The organism is Candidatus Trichorickettsia mobilis, from assembly GCF_963422225.1.
Classification (GTDB): Bacteria; Pseudomonadota; Alphaproteobacteria; order Rickettsiales; family Rickettsiaceae; genus Trichorickettsia; species Trichorickettsia mobilis_B.
This window is the reverse complement of the sequence record NZ_OY728607.1, coordinates 643,814-668,984: the sequence shown is the minus strand read 5'-3', so window position 1 is coordinate 668,984 and position 25,171 is coordinate 643,814. Positions and strand designations below refer to the sequence as shown.

Here is a 25,171-nt window from a genome sequence, read left to right as displayed (position 1 = left end):
TGGAACTGAAACTATACGAACTATACGCGTCAAGTTAAGGGAAAAGAAGGATATATAAACCCGTCAATACAACACTCCACTCACTTATAACTGTCTAAAGTTGGTTTAAAAAATACCGATGTCATTCCGGCTTTCGTCGAAATCAAGTTTTTTTACTTAAATCTTAAGTTGATAAAAATCTACTAGATTTTCTGGATTTTTGGCTTTCGCCGGAATGATATCGAGGGTATTTTCAAAAACCGTGAACTTACAAACAGTATCAAAAAAAGTTACTACCTTATAGATTGAAGCTATACACTTGTGGATCAAGCTGTAGTATCTCTTTCAAATCCTCTCACAGAAATTTATTGTGATTAAGTCTATTATCCAGATCTCTATTTGATAAATAACTTGATACTACCTTAATTGGTAAAGATTTTGCATATTAATTTAATATATATTCTATTTTAGTAAAATAAAATATTGACATATTAGTGAATAGATACTATTATATCAGATACATTTAACAACAAGGTATAAAATTATGAAACATGTGCATATTCCTGAAAGATTTAGAGAACTCAATGGAAAAATTGAGGAAACAACTGAACGTTTACTGCAAACAGCGGTAGAGGGTGCTATATTAACAATTCCCCCAACCGACTTAGAAGTGCTTACTGCTATTGCGGATGCAGGTGAACAATTAACAAATATAATTACGAAACTAAAAGGTAAATATGATTTACAAGATCTTGCTTGCTCACTATTGAGAGGATTTCCAGGATCTATTTATTTTTCTATGTATTATAAAGATTTAATTTTAGATATTTTTTATGGCCAAGGTATAATAATCGATCTTAATGCTAAAAGCCAAAATGGTGATTCTGTTTTGGATATAATAACAACTAGTAATGGGATCCACGCAATTAACTTAGGCGGTATTGTTAAAGCTATGTCCAAACATCAGGTAGATTGGACTCAAAAGTTCGGTGACGAACAAAATAACCTGCCACTATCTTTTTTAAAATCAGAAAATTATTGTTTTGGGGATAGGTGGGGTATTGCTAAGACTCTACTTAGGCAGACAGATGAGCAACAGATACCGTTATTTGATGTAAATTATAAAAATGATAATGGAGAAAGGTTAATTGATCTAGCGGATGGAGAGATTGAGATTATTAAAGCATTGCGTAATTTAGGTTCGGTAGAACCAAAAAAACCTATCTCTAGTATAATTAAGTTAGATCTAAGTAATGGCCGTTTAGATGGTTATGAACTTAATCAAATTAGTGCATCAGAAATCTTGACAATTTTACAGGAGAAATTTTCGCTAACCGAAGAGCAAATCACTCAGGAGATAAATGACTTTAAAAGCAATGATTTTAGTGGTTGGACTAATAGTAAGTGGCATAGTGTGCATAACCAATTAACTATACCAGCAGTAGTAGATCTATTATCTGGAATGAATAATGTTCATGATCGTCTGCCACAAAATTGGGATTTTAAGGCGGTGCTGGCTTCAATAATCTATATAGTTCGTACTAGTAATGATGAGATGTTGTATAATTCACTAATACATTGTTTAAGTGAGTTACATATGTGTGACCTGGGTAAATTAATGAACCTACTTTATGTGGTACAGGATCAAGTAAGTATACAGCAAGTTAATTATGAGAATACAGATTTTGTTGATTCTTTGCCTATTTTTGAAGAAACTATATCCAAGATAAGCCACCTATCGGTGGCAGCTTAGCTTTTTACATCTCTTGCCAACTTCTGTTATCAAAGGTAATATGCAAGTCATTACAAATAATCAGAGTAAAAGATGGAAATAATCGGTAAAGGAATCTCTATAAAACATATTTTTCTTGATCGGGGTAATTGGCGTCGATTTCACTGAAAAATATAGCGAGCTGAGGTATGGTATTATCTTTAACGTTACTAAAGTTATATTGTGCGGAACGAAATATTTAGGATTTAAGAGTTATAGCTGCCCTACATGTGATCACGGTAAATCAGTAGTATTTAGTTGTAAAGGTAGATTTTGTTCTCGTTGCGGTAAGAAGCAAACAGATCAATGGATAAGTAAAGCTACCAATGTTCTACCAAAGACACGTTGGCAGCACATTACATTTACAATGCCCGACTCATTATGGCCAATATTTTGGCTTAATCGCAATCTGTTTGGATTAATTTCTGCTGTTGCCGCCGGAATTATTAAGGAAATAGCAACAAAGAAAAAGATTGTAGTCGCTATATTTACTGCCCTGCACACCTTCGGTAGAGATTTAAAACGTAATGTTCATATCCATTTATCGGTTACTTGCGGCGGTATAGATAGCAAGGGTAATTGGCGTAAATTATTTTTCCCTGCCGAGCCTATTAAAAAAATGTGGAGACATAGAATTCTTGAGTTATTTCGCTCAGAATACGCCTCAAGTAATTTGAAATTACCGTCGAAATATCAAAATGATGGCGATTTTAACAACTGGATGATCGGCCTATATGAAATCAGTTGGTATGTTTATTTGCAAAAACCATCAGACGATCATAAACGCAACATAAACTATTTAGGGCGATATATAAAACGACCTCCTATTTCTGAGGCAAGAATAGAGGAATATGATGGACTGCAAGTAACGTTTAGATTTCTTGACCACTACAATAACACGATTGATCACGTCACAATGCCTGTACTGCAGTTTATATCTAGCCTGATTATGCACATACCCGATCGTTATTTTCGAATAATAAGGTACTACGGCTTTTTATCTAACAGAACTAGAGGAATACAACTACCTATTGTATATAAGGCGATAAACCAAATTATACCTAAGAAAATCAAGTCATTGAACTGGAGATTAATGATTTGGTTAAACTTTAAAAAAGATCCGTTATCTTGTCCAAACTGTAATCAATTTATGAGCCTGAGACAGGTTTATTACGGTTTATCTCCACCCTTGTTATTAGTGAAGATCAATGAATTATTGTGAACGCCTCGGTGATATTCATATGGTGAACCGTTGCTTCACGCCACGTTAATATAATTTTAAAAAATTGGCCTATTTTGAGATAGATTTTAAGAGAAGATTTTTATACAAGTGTCAATAATTTCTAATATCACAATTTAACAACCAAATTTTTAAAGAAAATTTTAAAATTTTCAAAAAAATATTTTTGGTAAAATTTTTGAAATTCCTATACTATAAAATATAATTCTAATTTGCTGATTATATCATTTTTTGCCACCTGTTGTTGTTCGAGATAACTATTATCAGATAATTTAACCAGCATTTGATTAACCATAGGGCATGAATTATTTTGCCCACGTTTAATAAATCTAATTTTATCTTGTAGTATAGGAATTTCAAAAATTTTACCAAAAATATTTTTTTGAAAATTTTAAAATTTTCTTTAAAAATTTGGTTGTTAAATTGTGATATTAGAAATTATTGACACTTGTATAAAAATCTTCTCTTAAAATCTATCTCAAAATAGGCCAATTTTTTAAAATTATATTAACGTGGCGTGAAGCAACGGTTCACCATATGAATATCACCGAGGCGTTCACAATAATTCATTGATCTTCACTAATAACAAGGGTGGAGATAAACCGTAATAAACCTGTCTCAGGCTCATAAATTGATTACAGTTTGGACAAGATAACGGATCTTTTTTAAAGTTTAACCAAATCATTAATCTCCAGTTCAATGACTTGATTTTCTTAGGTATAATTTGGTTTATCGCCTTATATACAATAGGTAGTTGTATTCCTCTAGTTCTGTTAGATAAAAAGCCGTAGTACCTTATTATTCGAAAATAACGATCGGGTATGTGCATAATCAGGCTAGATATAAACTGCAGTACAGGCATTGTGACGTGATCAATCGTGTTATTGTAGTGGTCAAGAAATCTAAACGTTACTTGCAGTCCATCATATTCCTCTATTCTTGCCTCAGAAATAGGAGGTCGTTTTATATATCGCCCTAAATAGTTTATGTTGCGTTTATGATCGTCTGATGGTTTTTGCAAATAAACATACCAACTGATTTCATATAGGCCGATCATCTAGTTGTTAAAATCGCCATCATTTTGATATTTCGACGGTAATTTCAAATTACTTGAGGCGTATTCTGAGCGAAATAACTCAAGAATTCTATGTCTCCACATTTTTTTAATAGGCTCGGCAGGGAAAAATAATTTACGCCAATTACCCTTGCTATCTATACCGCCGCAAGTAACCGATAAATGGATATGAACATTACGTTTTAAATCTCTACCGAAGGTGTGCAGGGCAGTAAATATAGCGACTACAATCTTTTTCTTTGTTGCTATTTCCTTAATAATTCCGGCGGCAACAGCAGAAATTAATCCAAACAGATTGCGATTAAGCCAAAATATTGGCCATAATGAGTCGGGCATTGTAAATGTAATGTGCTGCCAACGTGTCTTTGGTAGAACATTGGTAGCTTTACTTATCCATTGATCTGTTTGCTTCTTACCGCAACGAGAACAAAATCTACCTTTACAACTAAATACTACTGATTTACCGTGATCACATGTAGGGCAGCTATAACTCTTAAATCCTAAATATTTCGTTCCGCACAATATAACTTTAGTAACGTTAAAGATAATACCATACCTCAGCTCGCTATATTTTTCAGTGAAATCGACGCCAATTACCCCGATCAAGAAAAATATGTTTTATAGAGATTCCTTTACCGATTATTTCCATCTTTTACTCTGATTATTTGTAATGACTTGCATATTACCTTTGATAACAGAAGTTGGCAAGAGATGTAAAAAGCTAAGCTGCCACCGATAGGTGGCTTATCTTGTCGATCGCGTCAAAGAATATAGCTAAACCCCTATAAAACGGTTATAACATGTACTTTTCAAACAGAGTGTCTACGTCACAGCGATATTTCCTTCTTCTAGATTTAGCTTGAGCCCATTTTGGTTCAATAGGATTCAAATCAGGAGAATAAGGCGGTAAGTACTCCAATATATGACCAGCTTTTTCTATCATAGTTTTTAAATACGGACTTTTATGGAAACTTGCATTGTCTGTCACAACCACGGAATTATTAGGTAATTTCGGTATTAAATCTTGTTCTACCCAGCTGTTAAAAATAACTGTATTAACATTGCCGTCAAAAATTGACACGGTTAGCAGCGATTTACCTACTAATGCCCCTATAACATTAGTTCTTTTTGACGGATGCCAATCATGAACACCATAACACCTCTTGCCTTTTGCCGAATATCCGTGAGTTCTAGGCGCGCTATGGACAAACCCGCTCTCATCGGTAAAGACAATAACTTTTTCCTCTGCCTCGTACTTTTTTATCTTATTCTGAAATTCTAACCTCTCTTCTTCTTTTGCCTTCGGATGTTTTAAAGCTTTTTTTATACGTAATGTTCAACTTCTTTAATGCTTTTTGTATTCCAGATTTACTCACTCCTAACCGCTCAGCTCTTTCATATTGATACGCGTCACTATATTGCACCACGTCTTCTCTCAATTTATCAATCGGTATTTTTTTCGAAGCTCTATTCCTATTCTTTAGAGGAGATATTTTTTTAGTCCATACAAATACCGTGTTTTTTCCTACTCCAAAACGTTTTGATATTGATTCAAAACTCATCTTCTCTTTTTCTTTGATAGCCAGTACTTTCTTTCTAAAATCTATCGAATATGTCATAACAATTATTTTAATTATACCCTTTGATTATAACCGTTTTATAGAGGTTTAGCTATATAATCATGGTTATTGTCACATAAATAGTGAATATTTAAGCAATAAGCGTAATGCAGTAGTGAAATTACCGATAGCTTTATCCGTTTTTGAAGCTAAAAGATTAGGAAAATTAATTTTAAAGAATGCTCAAGTCGAAGATAAGATCATAAAATTTATACTGCCGATAACCAATGGTCTGATATTTGAGCCGGTTGACTTTATCACCTTCTCTCATTTAAATCAAAAATATCAGATTAGAATAATTACGATTAGCATTAACAGGCTCTCACTAACAATAACCGGCATTGTTGATGATCTTACCAGCTATTATTTGCCGGTAATGATTGGGTTGCTAGATTTAACATATCAGGAGCCGATAGATCATAAATTTTTAGTAGTTGATTTACCGGTTGGGATGGAATTTCAGCTGCATGAGGCTTATGTGGCCGTATATTTATATAGTAATACTAAACAATCATTACATGTTTCATTAGCACTAGCTGATGGCCGACAGCTTGATTATATAAATATTGCTAACAATTTAATGCCTCGTGGTGGCATTGGCGTGTTAGCATCAGCACAAATAACATCGTCTGCCAATATCTTCTTAATTGATGAGCTATCCAGTTTCACTATATTTTATCGTGATTTTGAAAAAGATGTTGCTGCTGGTTGGAATTTAGCTTTATGCGGAGCGGAGATAATCAAATTCAATAAATGGTCGCAAGTCGCTGACAATTTATACCAAGTCAGTCAGCTTATTAGAGGGTGTTTTGCAACCGAGAACTATATCCACACTCATCTTGCCGGAGAAAATTTTGTTTTACTGAATAATTATGCATCATTAATTGCCGTATCAAAAGCATTGGAACAAAGAACCTTATCATTTAAATTGGCTAGACTGGAGCTAATGCAACAATTAGTTTTTAGCAATAAATCACAAAAATTACCAGCGCCTTTTATTGATCATTGCCAATTAACCGCAGGAAAACTTGAGGTTAGCTGGCGTCAGCGATCATGTCGTCAAGATGATTGGGTCTCAGCTAATATTAATGAGAAATGTGAATTTACTATTAATGTAACCACTGAAAATCAATCTCATTACTTTACTACTCAAGAACAAAAATTAATCATAAATTGTAATGAATTAGCTCTTAGTGGTGAGGTCAATATTAGTATAATGGCTCAAGATCATGGTACTCACCGCAAATCATCTGATACTACTATTAGGAGAATCTTAGATATTCGGGGATATAAGAGAATTTGATAAATATTATGATATAGATTCCTGCCTTCGCAGGAATGGTTATGAGCCACGGCAGGAATCCAGTAAATCTAAAATCAATTTCTCGCATATTAAAATAACAAAGGTATAAATGAAAACACATCATTATAATATTGATCTAATGACGCCGATGCAAACTGATAAGGAAATATTATTTAACGAGGCACTATTAAAAATCGATAGTTTTTGCAATAGTACTGTTCGTAATTTTATAGAGCAGCTCCCTGATACTCTGGTAGTTGGTGATAAATATATATTAGCCTTTGGTGAAAATGAAGGAGATATATGTTATTGTGCTGATCTGGCAAAAGGTTGGCAATTATTAAAAGCTAGAGCTGGGATGATTATTTTTGTTAGTGAAGAAAATAGTTTTTTTATTTTTGGTTATGAGCACAGATGGTTTAAGGTAACTACTGCAGTGCAAGCAGCACGTGAACATGAAGTTATTGCTGATAGTAATTTTATCGGAATAGCTGAGCAATTTACACTGCCAGCTACAATAAAATATATATCTTTATATTTAAATGACAATTGTGCGATCATTCTGGATCAGATGCAAACCGATCAATTTACCATAATATTGAAACAAAATTATTCAGTTTCATACCAAATCACTTGGCCACAAAATATTCTGTGGCAACAACGGCAGTCACATCAAATATCATCACAGACTAATGCGATGGATATTATTTCTTTTTATCGGATTGTTGAAACACAGTCTTTTGCGGCTGTAGTGGTGGGGCAGGGTTATAATTGGTAATTGGAGATATATTTTATGATTACATTACTAGCTTCAATGGTTGGTTTTATTGGTTCAATAGTACCGGAAATATTAAAGTTTTTTAAAGATCAGAATGATAAAAAACATGAATTGCAGATTATGGATCGCCAAATTGCTTATAGCAAACATGGTCAATCACAAACATTAGAAGAAATTCAGATATCCAAAGATATATTAGAACAAGCTTCATTATATTCAACTTATAAATCTGGCATTTGTTGGGTTGATGCCTTAAATGCTACAGTCAGACCAGTGCTTGCTTACAGTTTCTTTATCATGTACGCTAGTGTGAAATTTATCCAATATCAAACGATTTTATCAACGGCACCATTGATAGAATACATTAATATTATTTAGACTTTAGAAGATCAGGCAATTTTTGCTGGTATTATCAGTTTTTATTTTGGTCAGAGAACCTTTAGTAAATTATGGAAAAACAAATAATGCATAGATTTACTAGTAGTGCTGGTATTATGTTGATTAAGCAATTTGAAGGTTTTAGTAAAGTGCCATATATTTGTGCAGGAGGGTGTCCCACTATAGGATATGGTCATAAATTGGCTGCAAATGAGCAATATGATTCTTTGTCTGAGGAAACTGCAGAACAAATTCTGATCAGTGATTTATTTGGTGCAGAAAGAGCAGTGGTGCGCTATATTGATGTTGAATTATCAGATTATCAGTTTGATGCGTTAGTGTCTTTTACCTTTAATTGTGGTGCCGGAGCATTGCAGCGTTCAACCCTAAGACAGAAGATTAATTATCAACTTTATGATGAAGCTGGTACAGAGTTTTTGAAATGGGTATATGCAGGATCAAAAAAAATAATTGGTTTGGTGTGTAGGCGTAGGCTTGAAAGTCGTCTTTTCGCCGGTATACTTGGTGAAAATTGAGAATTGCGTTGTCGTATATAAAGATCTGCGGTGCTCACGTATTAAGTATACGCTGCGCTCCTCGACTTTGATACTCCTAGCACTTCTTCAATTTTGACCTTCGTATATCAGTATATCAACTGAGAAAGCTATAAGCTCATATCACGGAGTATAAATAATATGGGAATACCTGATCGTATCCAGTTAACTGGGAACGTATATATAAAATATATCGATGAGATTATTAAACCTAAAATAGGAGATATAATGCTCTTATTAAATGATGATGCTATTAGTGGGGTTGTTGGTGATTATGAAAATATGAGTGTAAGTGGTTATATTAAAGCAAAAATATATGATGGTCTGGTATGGCAAAATGTAAGTATAGCTGAATTTTGTACTGCCAGAGAACATAAATTTGCTAAAAAGCAACGTGCTATTGAATCAGCAGAATTATGTCGAGAAATTATTGCTAAGCATCGCAATACACTTATGGAAAAAACATATCGTGGGCACTTTACTATCATTTGAGGGAGCGTTCACGGTTTTAAAAAAAAAGTCGTCATTGCGAAGAGCGTTGCTCTGAAGCAATCCAGAAAATCTAGCGTAAAAAACTGGATTGCTTCAGAGCAACGCTCTTCGCAATGACGTTGGTCGTCGCTTTGTAAGTCGTACATTGACGTTCAATTTTAAAAACCGTGAACGGTCACTTTGAGAGGTCAATTCTTTCCATGAAGATTTTTTGCTATTTCTATATCAGACAAGGATGCGTTGTTTGAAGCTTTGAAATATGCAGTCACCAGTTTTTTTACATCAGTGATTAATTCAGTTTTTAATTGATTGTAAGCTTGGAGCCTTTGATTATTAAGTGCATTTATAGTCTCAGATTTCTTATATTCAAGTAATGCCTCAATTTCCTGGTTTTGCTTAGCAAACAAAAAATCTGCGGAAGCTTTAGCTTCAAGTATCATTTTTTCACGTATCGATGAAAGTTGACTTAGTTGTTGTTCGGTTTTGTTTAACAATAATTCTGCATCATTTTTTAATGATTGAGCTTCTAATAATTGTGCTTTAATTAGCTCAATTCTAGTATTTAATGCTTTGATAATAGAAGCTTTTATTGGCCTATAGGCAAAATATAGAAAAATAAGAAAACAGATAGCCAGGCAAAAGCTTTCATTAAAGAAGGACATCATTTAATCTTTTTATAACATTCTTGAAGTAGTTGTGAGTCTGGTGGTTGTTGGGTAATTTTTTGTAGTATAGAGCTGGCCAATTCAATAATTGTCTCATGTTTGGTTGATGCAAATAATACAATTATTTGATCCATTTCACTTTTAGCTAATGCTGTTTGTTTTGCTAAATCTTGATCAATAGTTGCGCGTTGTGCAATCATTAATTGATCTATAGCTGAAAGAGTTTCCTGCTTAATGTTTTCTGTAGCAAGTAGAATTTGTTTAAAACTATTATCATAGTCCTTTTGAATTCTTCTTACATTTTCTGCTGCGGTAAAAGCATTATTTGCATATTCATCAAGAATCTGCTGTCTGTTTGCTAAAATCTTTTCTGAAGTTGGTGCAATGATTTTTGATATCACTAGATATAAGCAACTAAATATGATTGCCAGCCAGAAGATTTGTGAAGAATAGGTAGAAATATCAAACTGAGGCATAAAAGAAATCAATCACGCTTTTGGCAAATCTGTTGTTGGTTGTCATTTTAAACTAATTAGAGGCTACTACTATCTCGAGCATAGGTCATTCCCTGAGTGCAATGGTCACCCAGAACATACAATACAATGTCACCACGAACACAGAAAGTCATCCCGAAACAAGTTCGGAATGACGTATGTGCTTAGATAGTCATGTTAGCTCAGTAGCCAATTAATAGTTTCGTCATGATATATTATTAAGAGAAAATTAATAGCATCGCAATAACAAAGGAAAATAAGCCCATAGCTTCTGCTAAACCTGCCCCTATAAGAGCAAGGCGCTGTAGTTGATCAGCAGCAGAAGGATTACGTGCGATTGCGTTTAGTAATGAAGAAAAAATATTACCAACACCAATAGCAGCTCCAAGCATTCCGAAAGCCATTAATCCTACTCCAATAAACTTAATAGACATCATTTCCATAGATATGTTACTCCCTTCAAATTAAAATTCTCGAAAACATTTATATAGTCAATGCAGATTAATAGCATCGTTTAAATATACACATGTTAAAATGGTAAATATATAGGCTTGTAAAATTGCCACAAAAACCTCGAAGCCAATCAAAGCCACAACAAATGGAATTGGTAAAATCTTTAACAATAACCCTAAAGATATAACAAACCCAGCTACCACTTTTAATAACACATGGCCAGCGATCATGTTGGCAGCAAGTCTTAAAGATAGACTTACCGGACGTGCAAGAAAAGCAAATAATTCAATAATAATCATTAGCGGTGCCAGCCACCACGGTGTACCATGGGGCAGAAATATCTTCATAAATTTCAATCCATGATTGGCAAAACTAATGATCACTATGGTAAAGAAGACCATCATTGCTAGAGCAAAGGTAATAGAGATATGACTAGTCACGGTAAAACTATATGGTATCAGACCGAGTAAATTACAGAGTAGGATAAACATAAATAATGAAAAGATCAACGGTATAAATTTTCGACCTTGAGTTCCAACATTTTGTTCCAACATTGAAGCTATTAAATTGTATAATAGTTCAGCACTCAATTGTAATTTTGAAGGAATTAGCTGCTTTGGACGTAATGCAACAGTTAAATAAGATAAGGCAATTATCCCAGCTATGCTCATTAGACAAGCAGAATTAGTAAAGCTAATATCAACTCCGAATAAATCAAGATTAATTAGTTTTTTAATGCTAAATTGAGATAAAGGGTTATGAGTGGTTTCGGTCATTAATCTTTTGCCAAATAGTTTTAAAACTTGCTATGAGCCCAAGTGATAAGCAGATTATAAGAAATAATGGTTTGGAATCAAATATTTTATCAAAAAAATGTCCAATTATTATCCCCACAATAGCACCTGATACCAACTCTATGGCAATTATCCAAGGATTTATTGATTTTGTGTCTGGTGTTTTGGTAGAGCTTTTGTTGTTTTGAAATTTTTTAATTCTAGCAAAAATATTATTTAATTCATTATCATCCACAATATAATTAGATCCCGCTTTTTAATTTGAAGCTTTTTCGATGATATGAAGATAATCCATATTGTTTAATTGCATTTATATGTTGTTTGGTACCATATCCAACATTTCGATGCCATAAATATTGGGGAAACTGCTGATCTAATTCAAACATTAAATGATCTCTGGTAACTTTGGCAATAATCGAGGCTGCAGCGATTGAGAGTGACAAATTATCACCGTTGATAATACTACGATATCTGGCGTCGGTAAATTTCATATTACCATCAATCAGTACAATATCAGCTAGGATGCTTAAATTGGCAACAGCTAATATACAAGCTTTTTTAGTGGCAATAAGAATATTAGTTTGATCTATTTCTGCGGCTGAAACTATACCCACAGCCCAGCTATAATGATGAATGATTTGATTATACAAGCTTTCTCTGGTGGCGCGTGAGAGCTTCTTGGAATCATTGATTCCTGTAATAAGATGATCTTGTTGTATAATTACGGCGGCGGCAACTACAGGTCCTGCCAGTGACCCTCTCCCAGCTTCATCTACTCCAGCTATGATTGCTTTAGGCCATTGTTGTTCAAGAAATAAGTTTGGTGTTTGCATTTTTTTCCGGCAAAATCTAATTGCTTAACAAAGTTGATATAAATCGCTTGGAATGAAGCTCCCAATCAGGAATGGTGAGTCCAAATTTTTTTCTTAATTTGCTAGTATCAAGACTTGAATTGATGGGGCGCTTAGCTGGAAGAGGGTAATCTGACGTAGAAATTGGTTTTATGTTATCTGCTCTACATTTTAGCTCAGCACCTTCGGCAATCGCGTCTTCAATTAGCCTAACTGCAAATCCATACCAAGAGGTTTTTCCAGATGCTACTAAGTGATATATACCCGAAGTGCTTTGAAACGAGAGATCCGTATCTGCGGTTACTGTCAGATCTGGATCATAAAATATTCTGTACAGTATCAAAGCAGTTATGTCTGATATTAATTCGGCACTTGTTGGAGCCCCAAATTGATCATTGACAATTGATAATTTATCTCTTTCCTTGGCAAGTCTCAGTATCGTTTTAGCAAAATTTGCCCCATGAGTAGCATAAACCCAGCTGGTGCGTAAGATCAAATGTTTGCAGTTAGATGCTATAATAGCATCTTCTCCCGCTTTCTTGCTTTTACCGTAAATACTAAGAGGTGCTGTGTTATCGTTTTCAATATATGGAGAAGCTTTAGCTCCATTAAAGACATAGTCTGTTGAATAGTGAATTAGCCAGGCATTCAATAATTTTGCTTCTTCAGCCATCACGGTAATTGCTTCAGAATTGGTAAGATAAGCTAGTTCAGGGGTTGTCTCAGCCTTATCTACTGCAGTATAAGCCGCCGCATTTACTATGACATTAGGAGCATACTGACGAATACAATTTCTTAATTCCAAGAAATTTGTTATATCAAGCTCTTTGCTGCCCAGAGCTTTGACTTCACCAAGCGTTGCAAGAGTTCTCTGCAACTCAAAGCCTACTTGACCATTTTTACCAAATAATAATATTTTCATTTATACTTTTATTATGTAATGCCTGACAAGTATTGTATGACATATTACTAGTTTTGTATAGGAAGAAAGGTCATTTAATTGAGCTTCTTATAAGCTAAATAAACTAAAATAAAAATCTAGATTCTTTGTACTTATAGTACTATTATTCGTTTCAGTTATAGCAATTTATAAAGGTAGCAAAATTTTATCATGATTCCTATCACCAAACCTTTTTTACCAGATATAACCAAATACAATGAATATCTTCAGAAAATATGGGAAGCAGAATATCTAACTAATGCTGGGCCTTTAGTAAAAGAGTTGGAGCTTAAGTTAAAAGATTATTGTAATGCTCAAAATCTTTTTTATGTTTCTAATGGCACCATTGCTTTGCAGTTAGCTATTAAAGCTTTAGATTTAAAAGGAGAAATTATTACCACACCTTTTTCATATGTGGCTACAACTTCTTCAATAGCATGGGAAGGGTGTGTACCGGTTTTTGTAGATATTGATCCTAGTTTTCTAACTATTGATCCTAATAAAATTGAAGCCGCTATTACTCCGGAAACTTCAGCACTTTTAGTAACTCATGTATATGGTAACCCCTGTGATATTGAGGCTATTGAGAGTATCGCTAATAATTATAATTTAAAAATTATTTATGATGCAGCTCATTGTTTTGGAGTAGAATATAAAGGGCAATCAATAGTGAATTATGGAGATATATCTACTTTAAGCTTTCATGCAACTAAATTATTTCAGACTGTTGAAGGCGGAGCTGTTATAACTCAAAACTTAGAGCTGGCAGAGAAAATATCCTATATGAGGAATTTTGGTCATGATGGTCAAGAAAAATTTTTTGGAATCGGTATTAACGGAAAGAATTCTGAATTTCACGCAGCTATGGGGCTTTGTAACTTACCGGAGGTGCCAAATATAATTTCTCAAAGAAAAAAGATTTGTGATTTATATGACAGTATCTTGTTAGCTAATTATAAAATATCGCGACCTGAAATCAGAAAGAATACCAGGTATAATTATGCTTACTATCCTGTTTTATTTGAAGATGAGAAAGCGTTACTTGCTGTAAAAGAAAAATTAAATAATCATAATATATTTCCTAGAAGATATTTTTATCCCTCATTGCACACTCTACCATATATAAAGGAATCTAAGATGCCTATTGCTGATGATATATCTAGCAGAGTTTTATGTTTACCTTTGTACTATAGCTTGTCTAATGAAGACGTATACAAGATAAGTAGATTAATTCTTGAGGTTTTATAAATTTTTATAAATGTGTAAGTTTACTGTGAGCGTTCACGAGTTTTTTAGTTTGAACGTTAGTATTACCATACAAGGCGTCATCACGAGGAGCCGTTAAGCTCCGTGGTGATCTGAATTAGCTCGAGTGGGAGAGCCTTATAAGACTGGATTGCTTCGATTTTTAACAATATCTCGCAATGACGGTTTTTTCTAAAAACCGTAAACGCTCACAGTTTAATAATTGTTTTCTTGGCAAAATTTCTCGTAAGTATCAAAGACCCCTTTTTTATCACGCTCTTTTACTCTTTTATTTCCTATATAAACACCCCAAGGTGCTAAATCTTTAGTGACTATAGATCCGGCTCCTACTGCTACTCCTTCACCAATTGTTACTCCTGGCAAGATAACTGCATTAGCACCAACTATAGAAAATTTTTCTAATATTACCGGCGCTTTTGTGACGTTCCTATATTTTGCATTAATTGTTGAATTCCCAAATCCCCATGATTTAAAGTCATCAGTAGCTGTTAAGACCTTACAGCCAATAGATATAGCAGTAAAGTCTTGCATTTCAAAGTAATCCACTCCAATGATAGTAGCGAAGCTAGCAATGTGAACAAAATTACTGAATTTCATTTTATTTTTAGCATATATAAAAACAAAATCATCGATTATAATATTGTTACCAAATTCAATATTTTCTTTACCTACTATTTTTGTGTATTCAAATGTAGTAACAGACATAATTAACCTCAGTTAGTTAGTTGATTGTAAGCTTAGATTTAATATATAGGAGAGTTCTTATAGTTAATATTTTAAATAACTTTATTTTTGGGTAATGGCGAATCTTAAAAAATAAAGTGGATATTAATGAGTTGATATCTTGAACTCCAAAAGCATTGCTAGATGCTGACACAGTTTGAAATGTTTTGTCGTTAAAATTGTAAAGCTTATCTAAAATATTTCTATAATTATCTTGTTCTAAAAAATTATATAACTTTTCTATTCCGATAATGCTATGAGCTGTTTTAAGGTATAAAAATGCTTTTTCAATTTCATATTCTATCTCTGATTGGCAGCTTTTATTTTTTAGATGTTTATAGAATCCTTCTTTAAACGTTTCTAACTTAATTCCTGCAAAAAAAGATTGCATAATTAAATGATGCTCATTTCTTCCTCTGATTTGATTTTGAGTAGTTGGGCTACTAGCATTCTTATGGTTATTTAAAAGTCTGAATTTTACTAAATTTTCAGCTAAAACATAAAGATTAAAATTTTTGCAGAATTTTATCCACATGTCAAAATCTGGAAGTTGCCTAAATCTATTATCATATAATCCTAATATATTATAACATTGTTTTTTAATTAGGATACTTGGGTGACAAAGGCAATTACCTTGAAAGAAAAATGTTGCAAGCCATTCTCCCGATGATCTATTAGGTTGCTTAAAAATTTCAAAAAAATAAGGTCGATTTTCGGTGGAAAATTCCTTCATATTTTCGTCTAAAAACTCTACTGAGCTAAAAACAGCATCAATATTTTTATTTTGTTCAAGAAAATTTATCTGCTTTTCAAGTTTGTCTAGAGCCCATACATCATCAGAATTCATTATAGCTATATATTTTCCTTTAGAATTATTAATCGAGTTGTTAGTTGCAGCACAAGCACCTTGATTTTCTTTAAATTCAAAAAGTTTAATTCTAGGATCATTAAATTTTTTAATAACTTCAACGCTATTATCTGTAGAACCATCATCAGTAACTATAATTTCAAAGTTCTGATAGGTTTGATCCAGTACACTTTGAAGCGCTTCCGCTACATATAACCCATGATTATATGAAGCAATTACTACACTAACGGTAGGTTCATTATCTAATGTTATTTCTGGTGATAATTTGTATGCAAGTTTGGGATTCGAATCCGCAACAAGATTAGAGGATGTTGTAAGCCTAGAAGATTCTGTGTCTCTAGTAAATTCTCTCTCATAAGTGGTTTGTAAGAGAGGTTTAGTATTATATTTATTCATTTATGGTTTTTGTAATGTCTAAATTTATTTATTAATATAATACAAATTGGAGGTAATATATAATGTAAAATATAATTAATGCCCGCAACAGAAAATAAATTTTGAATAGTTTTCAATGTTGGAGATTTAGTATATTTAAACTTTGCTAGATGAAACTCCTTATCATATTTTTTATCTAAGAACAAGTTGTATTTATCTATGGCAATGGCTATATCTACTCTCTGCTTAAGTTTATTACCAGAAGACCATACTCCACCTTCATGTTGTCTATATATTGAAAGAGGTTCAAGTAAGTAACCTATAGTCCCATGTGTTGAATTAATAATATTAAACATCCAGTCATATACCTGAAGATCATATAATTTTAAAGGTATTTTTTTGATTACTTCTTGCCTATACATACATGTAGAAAAATTGCCTATAAAATTATCAATAATTAAATCTTTGGTAGTAAATTTCTGTTTCTTTAATGGTGCAAATAAGGTAGCATTATTATTAATTTCATTGTGTATAAAAATTTTATGGCTGCAAAAACTACAATCTTTATTTTGTTCTAGAAATTCAATTTGTTTAGAAATTTTATTTGGAGAAATCCAATAATCATCACCTTCAAGTATGGCTATATATTTTCCTTTACATTCTTTAAAAGCTCTTTGGTAATTTTTTGTGATCCCTAAATTATGAGTAGAATTAAGAATTTTGATTAACTTTGGATAAAGTTTTTGATACTCTAATAAAATTTGAAGAGTGTTATCGGTAGAATGATCGTCTGCAACAATAATTTCATAATCACAATTAATCTTTTGCATCAATATACTATCCATAGCTTGTGATACAAATTTTTGGCAATTATAAGTGACAAGAGCGATGCTTAATATTAGAGTGTCATTCATATTAAAATTCAATGTCTGAGCTTTGGCTAGCTTAACTTTAAGTGTTTTATATCATAAACCTAAGTCAAATCAAAGTTTTAAATATATAGCAAAACTCACTTAAGATTAGATAGCTTTTAAGTGCTTTGTTGCATGAATTGCTAAACTATCGAAATATTTAATATCGATCATAGAAATTTGATCAAAATTATGATATGCAATCATCAAAGAAAAAAACATTTAGCAAATCTCGAAAATGCTCGAAGTTTAAAGCTACTAAATTGATGATTATATAAAAATGATAATAGATCTCTTCGGAAACTGCATGTAAGAGAGGAATTTTTAGGAAGAACGAAGGCGAGCACCGCAGCGTACTCTTTAGTTTGTTTCGGAGCGGAGACAAGTTTTGACAACAAAATTACCTCGAGTAAAGTTTCCGAAGAGGTCTAATAAATCAAGAATCCCATACAAGGTAAATAACCAATGCGAGCACAAAATGTTAGTATTAATTATCGAAGCGATATAGATGGTCTTAGAGGTATGGCAGTTGCTGCAGTAGTTTTATATCATGCTTTTCCTAAAGCGGTTAAAGGCGGTTTTATAGGTGTTGATATATTTTTTGTTCTTTCTGGATATTTGATTAGTAAAATACTCCTTAGCAATTTTGATGCTAACAATTTTAGTCTCTATGATTTTTATGCTAGACGTGTAAAGCGGATTTTTCCAGCATTAATTTTAATACTGCTTTCGTGTTTAACGTTTGGTTGGTTTGTTTTAGATAGTATGGAATACACTCAACTTGGAAAACATGCGTTAGCAAGTGCATTTTTTTATACTAATTTTGTGTTAATCTCCGAAGCCGGATATTTTGATAATACCTCAAACCTCAAACCTTTATTACATTTATGGTCTTTATGTATTGAGGAACAATTTTATATTTTCTGGCCTCTAATACTTTTTTTAGCCAAGAAGAAAGGGTTTAATTTGATATCGATTTGTACGGTAATAATATTAGGTTCGTTCTATATTAGTACAAAAACTGTAGCTAAAAACAATATAGAAGCGTTTTACTTACCGTTACCGCGTATATGGGAGCTACTTAGTGGAGCTTGTTTAGCGTATTTTTCTTTGAATCGAATAAATATAGTTGAGAAACTTAAAAAATTAATAAATCATTGGCTTAATATAGCGGTATACAAGGATTACCCTTTAGATGGTGATATGACGCTAAAAAATAGCGCTGCGATGGCAGGGTTTCTGCTAAATCTGTCTTGTATTATCCTGCTCAAAAAAACTACTAACTTCCCTGGTTTTATTGTAATCCTACCGGTGCTAGGCACCTTATTGATTTTAGCTGCTGGAGAAGATGCTTGGATAAATAAAATAATATTATCTAATAAAATATGTGTATGGTTAGGATTAATTAGTTATCCACTATATATGTGGCATTGGCCGTTATTGTCTTTTGCTACTATATTAGAAAACCATACTCTAGGGCGCAAGGTGATTTGGATAATATTGTTATTGAGCATTTTCCTAGCATGGCTAACTTATAGATTTATAGAAAAACCTATTAGAACAACAAAAAATAAGACATTTATAGTCTTTGTATTATCTACAACTTTGTTATTAATAGGTATCTTTGGCTATCAAATTTGTAAACATAAAGGATATGCATTTCGGGCAGGGAGTATGGCGTTTCCATGGGCTATACATCTTAATGAAGACTTTTTAGCTTTAAAAATCTCCGATCCTTTTTGGAGAATAGCTAATTCAGTAAAACCAGACTTTGCTATTCTAGGTGATAGCCATGCGCTTGCTTTCGGGTATGGAGCTGTACTACATAATTTAGATATGCTATTAATTGCGGGGGGTGGTATACTACCATTTGTAAACTATGTCGCTTATAGTCCAAATTATATCAAAAAGAACGAACAGCTGACCCTCCATAATCAACAGATCGAATATATAAATAACACCATGCAACTTTATACTAGCGTAAAGTACGTCATTTTAGTCAGCAGAGGATCCATCTACTTCTCGAGCAAAGGTTTTGGCATTGAAGAACAACATGAGAGTGCTAATGGTTGGGTTATAGAGCCTGTGCAAGGCGGTCAATTGGCCATTACTAGCCAGGAGGCTTTTGTCGAGGGGTATGTTGAAACAATTAATTATTTTCATTCTCTTGGCAAAAAGGTGATATTTGCTATAGATATTCCAGAATTAGGTGTTGACCCTAGAACCTGTTTCAAAAGGCCAATTAATATATCAAAACAAGATGCTGCAGATTGTTTAGTTCATAGAGACGTAGTACAAGCAAGGCAAAAAGAATACCGTGAGTTAGTAGCTAAAATTCAACAACGAGTTCCATCTCTACTTGTATATGATCCAATATCAGCTTTTTGTGATGATATTAAATGTTATGGAAAGAAAAATAATATCATATATTACTATGATGATGATCATTTAAATACAGAAGGAGCTAAGTTACTAATCAACCATTTTTACAAATGGTTGATTAAAAAAGCTATATATGATCCTGTTGTATCTATAAAAACACCTTTTATTTTAAGTGAATCCATGTACTGCAGTAATATAATTTGTTCTGATTTTTTCTAAAAAGCCCTGCGTTTTTTACAGATGTAATGAGCCATTCTATTACTAGTAGCTTAAGGTTATTCAACAACAGGTAAATTCATAAATCAGAGTACCACCTTATAGTTTTAAGCACAAAACTTAATTATTGAATAATATGTTATGTAATAAAATTATTGTAAATGAAGAGGATGAATGAAAGTACCATTGTTAACTGTTGTCCTGATAACTTATAATCATGAAAAATATATAGAACGATCTATTAAAAGTATATTGGCTCAAAAAACTAATTTTGATTTTATAATAAAAGTTCTAGATGACTACTCAATTGATGGAACAAGTGATATAATTAAAAAATATGCAAAGCAATATCCTCAAAAGATAAAGCATATTTTGCGAAAAGAGAATTATGGTATTGTAGATAATATATATCAAGGCTTATGTTCTGTTAACACTCACTATTTTGCAGAGATAGAAGGAGACGATTACTGGTGTGATGAAAACAAATTACAAATTGCTGTTGATATACTAGAAAAAAATAAAGACTGTATTATGTTTGCACATAACACTAGAATATCTGGCGAAGATGGATCAACAAAAAATATTGTTGATCCACATAGTGGTTTATATAAATATTGCCCTACTAAATTCAAATTAGAAACCGATAAGATACCAGTTTATTTGCATTTTTCATCAAGGGTTTATCAGAATGTTTTTGATTTTAGCAAAATAGATAAATTTATTGTAGCCTTTGATATAGGGATTTACTATTTGTATTTGGAAAAAGGACGTTGCTATTATTATGACAAGGTGATGTCTGTATATAATACTAATCAAGATAGTTATTATTTTGGAAAAAGCTCTAAGGAAAAAGAAAAAATAATACATCTAGTTTTACAAAAATTAAGTGCATTATTCAATTATAAGTATAACAAGGTGTTTTTAGAATATGTTAGTAACCGAGATTTATTTAACAATATTGAAGAAGCATTTGGAGAGAAAGTAGTTTGGGATTTATACTCGAAGATTGAAAGTGTATTTGAAAAAACTATTAATCAAAATAATAGTTATCTGCTAAGGCCATTGATTAAATCCTTAATTAATCAAGTTAAGAATAAAATTAAAAATAAAACAATTGTCAGTTTATTTAGAATTAATCAAGTGAGGAACAAAATTAAAAATAAAACAATCACTAGTCTATTTAGAATTAGTAGATGGTTTGACCCACTAAAGACCGACTTGTTAATTTTTGATGACGTTTTTCCGCATCCGTTATCACCTTTTAGGTATACAGAATATATAGAATATTTAAAGCATTTTAAGAATATAAGAATAGCTGCAACAGGTGAATGTTTAGGATGCATTAAAGAAACTAAAACTTTACAAGAAGTTATTGATGAATTTTTAAATAAATTTCCTTTATTTAAAAATAAATTAGCTATTTATAGAGTTATAGCCTCTTATAAGCCTAAGCTGATTTATGTAAATTTTTTAGGGAATGCGCGACGTTTTGATTTAGGTTATGAATATAAATTTCCATTTATTATAAATTTATACCCAGGTGGAACACTACAAGTAAATGATAAAAAAGTAGATGATGATCTAAAAAGATACTTAGGATCCACTTATTGTAAAAAGGTAATTGTTACTCAGGAGTTTATTTATGATTATTTAATAAAAAATAAATTATGTTCAAAAGAAAAAATAGAGCTAATTTTTGGTGTTGTAACTCCGCAAGAATTATTAGATATGAAAGTTGAAAATAAACAAAGGTATGGTTTTCAGAAAAAAATATTAGATATTTGTTTTGTAGCTCACAAATATACTGAATGCGGTATAGATAAAGGATACGATAAATTTATAGATTCAGCTCATATACTTACTGAAAAATATGATAATGTAGTATTGCATGTAGTAGGTTCATTTGATAGTAATGTTATAAATACAAGCAAAATTGGAAATAAAATCAAATTTTATGGCTTACAAACAACAGAATGGTTTAAAGATTTTTATAAAGATAAAGATATAATAATATCTCCTAACATACCATTTATTATATCTCCAGGATCTTTTGACGGTTTTCCGACAGCAAGTATAACAGAAGCTGGATTACACGAAGTGGTGATGTTTGCAACTGATGAATTAAATATGAATAGAGGTAGGTTTGTAAATGGCAAAGAAATTGTAATAATAAAACCTAATTCAAGTGATATTGTGGAGAAAATAGAGTTTTATTTAAACAACCCTAGTGAGCTAAAATCTATTAGCAAACTGGGTGCTTTAAAAATAAAAGATTTATATTCATACGAAAAACAAATCGGAAGAAGAATTGATATTATTAGAAGGGTTCTATCACAATTGTAGGTTCTAACAACTTTGATAGTGTCTTAAGAGTCAAGCAATAATCAATATTATAAATTATATACCATCTCCTATCATATAAAATTTATCACCACGCAAATCTTTATCGGAAACTATGATTTCCGTAGATTGTACAATATCTACAATATTTGGCCATTCTATTCCAATATCGCTATCATTCCATAAAATACTTTTTTCAAGATCTGGAGCATAATAGTCAGTAGTTTTGTATAACGTCTCAGCAGACTCTGTAAGTGTCAAAAAACCGTGAGCAAAGCCAGCTGGAATCCATAGTTGTTTTTTATTCTCTGCTGATAGTTCTACTCCAACCCACTTTCCAAATGTTGGTGAATTTTTTCTAATATCAACTGCAACGTCAAAAACTTTGCCACTGATAATACGTACCAATTTACCTTGCGCTTTTGGTGGTAGTTGGTAGTGCAACCCTCTTAAAACATTTTTGACAGAACATGAATGATTGTCTTGAACAAAGTTCACTTTCTGAGCAATTGCGTTTTCAAAATTAGCATGATTAAAGCTTTCGAAAAAGAACCCTCGATTATCTGAATATACTTTTGGTTCTAGTAAAACGATGTCCGGAATTTTTAACTTGGTATATTGCATAATGACTCCTTCTTACGTTTGATTCAATGGGTATTTTTCACAAACTCTACTTCTGCGGTTGTAAATAGATTGTCAAGACTTGTTTATTCAGTTCACCATGATTAATGTAAATCGAACTTCTTATATAATATTTTATGTTCAATAGCGTCTAGAAAATAATCTGCTACTTCATGCAGATTATGATTATTGTTAGTCATCCCAAGTTTTTTCTTAAGCCATGATTGTTTGCCAGCAATATATTCAATTTTGATATCGTCACCAAATTTATTGTTAATAAAGCTATACATATCAGTAATACCATCAATTAAACCAAAATCATGTGCTGATTCACCAGCCCAGAACTCGCCATTAAATAATATATCATCACTTTGCGTTAGTTTTCCAGCTCTACGTTCTTTTATATAATCAATAAAATGTTGATGAATTTGCTGTTGTAATTGTTTGATAATTTTTATATCAGCTGCTTTAACCGGTTGAAATGGATCAAGAATAGCTTTATTTTGACCTTCAGTATAGACACGACGTTCAACGCCGATTTTGTTGATAGCCTCATGAAATCCAAAGCTACTGGAAATGACCCCGATGCTACCAATTATTGAGCTCTTTGAAGCGTATATTTCATCACCAGCGCAAGCGAGCCAGTATCCACCTGAAGCTGCCACATCTTCAACAAAACTATAGACTGGGATTTTTTTGCTTTTGGCAAGTGAGGTAATGCGTTTTGCAATTAACTCTGATTGTACTGGTGAGCCACCAGGAGAATTAATACTAAGGCAGATAGCTTGTAATTTTGGGATGGCAAAAGCCTTTTCAATTAATTCATTAAGACTATGTAAACAAAGACCTGATTTTAAATTACTTACTTTACCAATAACGCCGCTTAATGACAATACCGCAATCACTGGTTTTTGGCTTTGAAACTTAAAGGGTAATATTGAAAGTATTTGTTCTAATTTACTTATTTGGCGTCCAGTTTTGGCGATGCTGTCATCAGCAACCGTAATGAGATTTTTATTATTGATTTTTTGCATTATTATCCTTTGTATTCTGTTGTGGGGTATTAGTAGCAGGTGGTGGCGTATCTAGCTGATTATTTGTTTGTTCAGCGGCAGCTGGTTGAGGCGAAGGCTGCGTATCTTTGGTAGTAAGGCTAGGCTTCATTACTTGATTCAGGGCAGGGGCTTTATAGCTATTTTTGGGTTCTGGAGGATCACCTGGAATATGAGATAGTATCATCTGTCTTATCTCATCATTATACCAATCGATGATTCCAGTAAAGCTGAGCACTATTTTACCTTCCTGATTTATTAAAAAGCTGGTAGGTAATCCAACAACAGCATAGGCATTAAAAAGTTGATTGCGGTAATCATGGTAAATATCTAAATATCTTATTTCATTTTTTTCAAAATATTTTTTGATAACTGGTATTCCTTGAAAATCCTGAGATACCGCTATTACTGCGAATGGTAATTTACGAAAATCTTTTTGTAACATATCAAGATCAGGCATTTCTTTAGTACATGAAGCACACCATGTAGCCCAGAAAGTAAGTAATAATGTTTTGCCATCAAATTCAGCAATAAAATGCTTTTGGCCATTTTCATCAAAAAAAGCAACATCATCTGGAGCATTTAATCTTTCGATTTCGGTAATTTTTGCAGCAACACTTGATTCAGCAGATAGTGGCAGCAAGATTAGTAAGAATCTGATAAGATAATTATTGAGCATAATATAATGACTATAAAGCAATGATTGTACTTAATCTATATATTATAAATTAGTTTGTTTTACACAAGGGCTTTTTTATATAAGATAGTTTATTGTTAGGCATTCTGTTTTTGCGAGAGCATTTTAACTTATTAAAACAACACAAAGCTTGGCATACAAGATAGTGTTTGCGAAAACCTGAGCGCCAAGTTAAGGAAAAAGAGATGATACAACCGTCTTGCTTGAGACCACGTTAGTGGTCGCGGCAATTCAGTTTTAAGATACTCGTTTTACTAGACACTTATAGCTAAATTCATTAAGGTTCAGACAAAATAAATTTAAGAGCTTCGCTGCGGAGCGTAGACTACTACGC

General features: G+C 32.5%; 25 protein-coding genes and 1 pseudogene. 10 read left to right on the top strand and 16 right to left on the bottom strand.

Features of this window, described 5'->3' with window-relative positions:
- Positions 1 to 523 precede the first annotated feature (523 nt).
- Both R2I74_RS03120 and R2I74_RS03115 read left to right on the top strand, forming a co-directional pair.
- Positions 524 to 1,732, top strand: a complete 1,209-nt coding sequence (locus R2I74_RS03120) for a hypothetical protein (RefSeq protein WP_316353915.1) — start codon at positions 524 to 526, stop codon at positions 1,730 to 1,732.
- 115 nt (positions 1,733 to 1,847) lie between these two features.
- Positions 1,848 to 2,972, top strand: a complete 1,125-nt coding sequence (locus R2I74_RS03115) for an IS91 family transposase (protein ID WP_316352999.1) — start codon at positions 1,848 to 1,850, stop codon at positions 2,970 to 2,972.
- 574 nt (positions 2,973 to 3,546) lie between these two features.
- On the opposite strand, the pseudogene R2I74_RS03110 reads toward R2I74_RS03115, so the two are convergent.
- From R2I74_RS03110 to R2I74_RS03100, 3 genes and pseudogenes are all read right to left on the bottom strand, one after another.
- Positions 3,547 to 4,671, bottom strand: a pseudogene (locus tag R2I74_RS03110) (IS91 family transposase).
- Positions 4,672 to 4,858: 187 nt separating this feature from the next.
- Positions 4,859 to 5,329, bottom strand: coding sequence for an IS630 family transposase (locus R2I74_RS03105; RefSeq protein ID WP_316355238.1), 471 nt, complete (start codon positions 5,327 to 5,329; stop codon positions 4,859 to 4,861).
- A 1-nt stretch (position 5,330) separates the two neighbouring features.
- Positions 5,331 to 5,684 carry an IS630 transposase-related protein gene (locus R2I74_RS03100; RefSeq protein WP_316353116.1) on the bottom strand — a complete coding sequence of 118 codons (354 nt, stop codon included), beginning with the start codon at positions 5,682 to 5,684 and terminating at the stop codon, positions 5,331 to 5,333.
- Positions 5,685 to 5,760: 76 nt separating this feature from the next.
- On the opposite strand from R2I74_RS03100, the gene R2I74_RS03095 reads away from it, so the two are divergent.
- The 5 genes from R2I74_RS03095 (at position 5,761) to R2I74_RS03075 (ending at position 9,189) form a co-directional block, all read left to right on the top strand.
- On the top strand, positions 5,761 to 6,987 hold the full coding sequence (locus tag R2I74_RS03095; RefSeq protein ID WP_316355261.1) for a GTA baseplate fiber-binding domain-containing protein: 1,227 nt from the start codon (positions 5,761 to 5,763) through the stop codon (positions 6,985 to 6,987).
- 109 nt (positions 6,988 to 7,096) lie between these two features.
- Positions 7,097 to 7,765 carry a hypothetical protein gene (locus R2I74_RS03090; protein WP_316353912.1) on the top strand — a complete coding sequence of 223 codons (669 nt, stop codon included), beginning with the start codon at positions 7,097 to 7,099 and terminating at the stop codon, positions 7,763 to 7,765.
- 15 nt (positions 7,766 to 7,780) lie between these two features.
- A complete protein-coding gene (locus R2I74_RS03085) occupies positions 7,781 to 8,143 on the top strand; it encodes a hypothetical protein (protein WP_316353910.1) in 363 nt (120 codons plus the stop codon).
- A gap of 71 nt (positions 8,144 to 8,214) precedes the next feature.
- Complete coding sequence (locus R2I74_RS03080) at positions 8,215 to 8,679, top strand: lysozyme (RefSeq protein WP_316353908.1); 465 nt, start codon at positions 8,215 to 8,217, stop codon at positions 8,677 to 8,679.
- A gap of 159 nt (positions 8,680 to 8,838) precedes the next feature.
- A complete protein-coding gene (locus tag R2I74_RS03075) occupies positions 8,839 to 9,189 on the top strand; it encodes a hypothetical protein (RefSeq protein ID WP_316353905.1) in 351 nt (116 codons plus the stop codon).
- A 188-nt stretch (positions 9,190 to 9,377) separates the two neighbouring features.
- Here R2I74_RS03075 and R2I74_RS03070 read toward each other — a convergent pair whose 3' ends face one another.
- The 7 genes from R2I74_RS03070 to rfbD form a co-directional block, all read right to left on the bottom strand.
- Positions 9,378 to 9,854 carry a F0F1 ATP synthase subunit B family protein gene (locus R2I74_RS03070; protein ID WP_316353903.1) on the bottom strand — a complete coding sequence of 159 codons (477 nt, stop codon included), beginning with the start codon at positions 9,852 to 9,854 and terminating at the stop codon, positions 9,378 to 9,380.
- The gene (locus R2I74_RS03065) at positions 9,851 to 10,330 is read right to left on the bottom strand and encodes an ATP synthase subunit B family protein (RefSeq protein WP_316353901.1); all 480 of its coding nucleotides are present in this window, start codon (positions 10,328 to 10,330) and stop codon (positions 9,851 to 9,853) included. The genes R2I74_RS03070 and R2I74_RS03065 overlap by 4 nt, the downstream gene beginning before the upstream one ends.
- 236 nt (positions 10,331 to 10,566) lie before the next feature.
- A complete protein-coding gene (locus tag R2I74_RS03060; RefSeq protein WP_316353898.1) occupies positions 10,567 to 10,791 on the bottom strand; it encodes a F0F1 ATP synthase subunit C in 225 nt (74 codons plus the stop codon).
- A 48-nt stretch (positions 10,792 to 10,839) separates the two neighbouring features.
- Entirely contained in the window at positions 10,840 to 11,577 is a 738-nt protein-coding gene (locus R2I74_RS03055; RefSeq protein ID WP_316353895.1) for a F0F1 ATP synthase subunit A, read from the bottom strand.
- A complete protein-coding gene (locus R2I74_RS03050; protein WP_316353892.1) occupies positions 11,558 to 11,830 on the bottom strand; it encodes an AtpZ/AtpI family protein in 273 nt (90 codons plus the stop codon). Before R2I74_RS03050 ends, R2I74_RS03055 begins: the two co-directional genes overlap by 20 nt.
- 7 nt (positions 11,831 to 11,837) lie before the next feature.
- A complete protein-coding gene (locus R2I74_RS03045) occupies positions 11,838 to 12,428 on the bottom strand; it encodes a ribonuclease HII (protein ID WP_316353888.1) in 591 nt (196 codons plus the stop codon).
- A 16-nt stretch (positions 12,429 to 12,444) separates the two neighbouring features.
- Positions 12,445 to 13,368 carry a dTDP-4-dehydrorhamnose reductase gene (rfbD, locus tag R2I74_RS03040; protein ID WP_316353885.1) on the bottom strand — a complete coding sequence of 308 codons (924 nt, stop codon included), beginning with the start codon at positions 13,366 to 13,368 and terminating at the stop codon, positions 12,445 to 12,447.
- 189 nt (positions 13,369 to 13,557) lie between these two features.
- Here rfbD and R2I74_RS03035 point away from each other — a divergent pair, with 189 nt between their 5' ends.
- Positions 13,558 to 14,634, top strand: a complete 1,077-nt coding sequence (locus R2I74_RS03035; RefSeq protein WP_316353883.1) for a DegT/DnrJ/EryC1/StrS family aminotransferase — start codon at positions 13,558 to 13,560, stop codon at positions 14,632 to 14,634.
- A 213-nt stretch (positions 14,635 to 14,847) separates the two neighbouring features.
- On the opposite strand, the gene R2I74_RS03030 is transcribed toward R2I74_RS03035, so the two are convergent.
- The 3 genes from R2I74_RS03030 to R2I74_RS03020 are packed head-to-tail and all read right to left on the bottom strand — an operon-like array spanning position 14,848 to position 17,544.
- Complete coding sequence (locus R2I74_RS03030) at positions 14,848 to 15,357, bottom strand: acyltransferase (protein WP_316353882.1); 510 nt, start codon at positions 15,355 to 15,357, stop codon at positions 14,848 to 14,850.
- Between the two features lie 16 nt (positions 15,358 to 15,373).
- Positions 15,374 to 16,639, bottom strand: a complete 1,266-nt coding sequence (locus R2I74_RS03025; protein WP_316353881.1) for a glycosyltransferase family 2 protein — start codon at positions 16,637 to 16,639, stop codon at positions 15,374 to 15,376.
- Positions 16,636 to 17,544, bottom strand: coding sequence for a glycosyltransferase (locus tag R2I74_RS03020; protein WP_316353880.1), 909 nt, complete (start codon positions 17,542 to 17,544; stop codon positions 16,636 to 16,638). Before R2I74_RS03020 ends, R2I74_RS03025 begins: the two co-directional genes overlap by 4 nt.
- Before the next feature lie 450 nt (positions 17,545 to 17,994).
- On the opposite strand from R2I74_RS03020, the gene R2I74_RS03015 reads away from it, so the two are divergent.
- Together R2I74_RS03015 and R2I74_RS03010 are read left to right on the top strand one after the other, a co-directional pair.
- On the top strand, positions 17,995 to 20,130 hold the full coding sequence (locus R2I74_RS03015; protein ID WP_316353877.1) for an acyltransferase family protein: 2,136 nt from the start codon (positions 17,995 to 17,997) through the stop codon (positions 20,128 to 20,130).
- Between the two features lie 171 nt (positions 20,131 to 20,301).
- Complete coding sequence (locus R2I74_RS03010; protein WP_316353875.1) at positions 20,302 to 22,470, top strand: glycosyltransferase; 2,169 nt, start codon at positions 20,302 to 20,304, stop codon at positions 22,468 to 22,470.
- A 54-nt stretch (positions 22,471 to 22,524) separates the two neighbouring features.
- On the opposite strand, the gene rfbC is transcribed toward R2I74_RS03010, so the two are convergent.
- The 3 genes from rfbC to R2I74_RS02995 form a co-directional block, all read right to left on the bottom strand.
- Positions 22,525 to 23,091 (bottom strand): dTDP-4-dehydrorhamnose 3,5-epimerase, encoded by a 567-nt coding sequence (gene rfbC / locus R2I74_RS03005; protein ID WP_316353874.1) that lies wholly within the window; start codon positions 23,089 to 23,091, stop codon positions 22,525 to 22,527.
- Positions 23,092 to 23,192: 101 nt separating this feature from the next.
- On the bottom strand, positions 23,193 to 24,122 hold the full coding sequence (locus R2I74_RS03000) for a S49 family peptidase (protein WP_316353873.1): 930 nt from the start codon (positions 24,120 to 24,122) through the stop codon (positions 23,193 to 23,195).
- Positions 24,106 to 24,819 (bottom strand): TlpA disulfide reductase family protein, encoded by a 714-nt coding sequence (locus R2I74_RS02995; RefSeq protein ID WP_394355813.1) that lies wholly within the window; start codon positions 24,817 to 24,819, stop codon positions 24,106 to 24,108. The genes R2I74_RS03000 and R2I74_RS02995 overlap by 17 nt, the downstream gene beginning before the upstream one ends.
- Between the last annotated feature and the right edge of the window lie 352 nt (positions 24,820 to 25,171).

Bases quoted from the DNA above. Each gene is read 5' to 3' on its own strand.
- R2I74_RS03120 (WP_316353915.1), top strand. From the start codon at position 524: ATGAAACATGTGCATATTCCTGAAAGATTTAGAGAACTCAATGGAAAA.
- R2I74_RS03100 (WP_316353116.1), bottom strand. From the start codon at position 5,684: ATGACATATTCGATAGATTTTAGAAAGAAAGTACTGGCTATCAAAGAA.
- R2I74_RS03090 (WP_316353912.1), top strand. From the start codon at position 7,097: ATGAAAACACATCATTATAATATTGATCTAATGACGCCGATGCAAACT.
- R2I74_RS03085 (WP_316353910.1), top strand. From the start codon at position 7,781: ATGATTACATTACTAGCTTCAATGGTTGGTTTTATTGGTTCAATAGTA.
- R2I74_RS03080 (WP_316353908.1), top strand. From the start codon at position 8,215: ATGGAAAAACAAATAATGCATAGATTTACTAGTAGTGCTGGTATTATG.
- R2I74_RS03075 (WP_316353905.1), top strand. From the start codon at position 8,839: ATGGGAATACCTGATCGTATCCAGTTAACTGGGAACGTATATATAAAA.
- R2I74_RS03070 (WP_316353903.1), bottom strand. From the start codon at position 9,854: ATGATGTCCTTCTTTAATGAAAGCTTTTGCCTGGCTATCTGTTTTCTT.
- R2I74_RS03065 (WP_316353901.1), bottom strand. From the start codon at position 10,330: ATGCCTCAGTTTGATATTTCTACCTATTCTTCACAAATCTTCTGGCTG.
- R2I74_RS03060 (WP_316353898.1), bottom strand. From the start codon at position 10,791: ATGGAAATGATGTCTATTAAGTTTATTGGAGTAGGATTAATGGCTTTC.
- R2I74_RS03055 (WP_316353895.1), bottom strand. From the start codon at position 11,577: ATGACCGAAACCACTCATAACCCTTTATCTCAATTTAGCATTAAAAAA.
- R2I74_RS03045 (WP_316353888.1), bottom strand. From the start codon at position 12,428: ATGCAAACACCAAACTTATTTCTTGAACAACAATGGCCTAAAGCAATC.
- rfbD (WP_316353885.1), bottom strand. From the start codon at position 13,368: ATGAAAATATTATTATTTGGTAAAAATGGTCAAGTAGGCTTTGAGTTG.
- R2I74_RS03035 (WP_316353883.1), top strand. From the start codon at position 13,558: ATGATTCCTATCACCAAACCTTTTTTACCAGATATAACCAAATACAAT.
- R2I74_RS03030 (WP_316353882.1), bottom strand. From the start codon at position 15,357: ATGTCTGTTACTACATTTGAATACACAAAAATAGTAGGTAAAGAAAAT.
- R2I74_RS03025 (WP_316353881.1), bottom strand. From the start codon at position 16,639: ATGAATAAATATAATACTAAACCTCTCTTACAAACCACTTATGAGAGA.
- R2I74_RS03015 (WP_316353877.1), top strand. From the start codon at position 17,995: ATGCGAGCACAAAATGTTAGTATTAATTATCGAAGCGATATAGATGGT.
- R2I74_RS03010 (WP_316353875.1), top strand. From the start codon at position 20,302: ATGAAAGTACCATTGTTAACTGTTGTCCTGATAACTTATAATCATGAA.
- rfbC (WP_316353874.1), bottom strand. From the start codon at position 23,091: ATGCAATATACCAAGTTAAAAATTCCGGACATCGTTTTACTAGAACCA.
- R2I74_RS03000 (WP_316353873.1), bottom strand. From the start codon at position 24,122: ATGCAAAAAATCAATAATAAAAATCTCATTACGGTTGCTGATGACAGC.
- R2I74_RS02995 (WP_394355813.1), bottom strand. From the start codon at position 24,819: ATGCTCAATAATTATCTTATCAGATTCTTACTAATCTTGCTGCCACTA.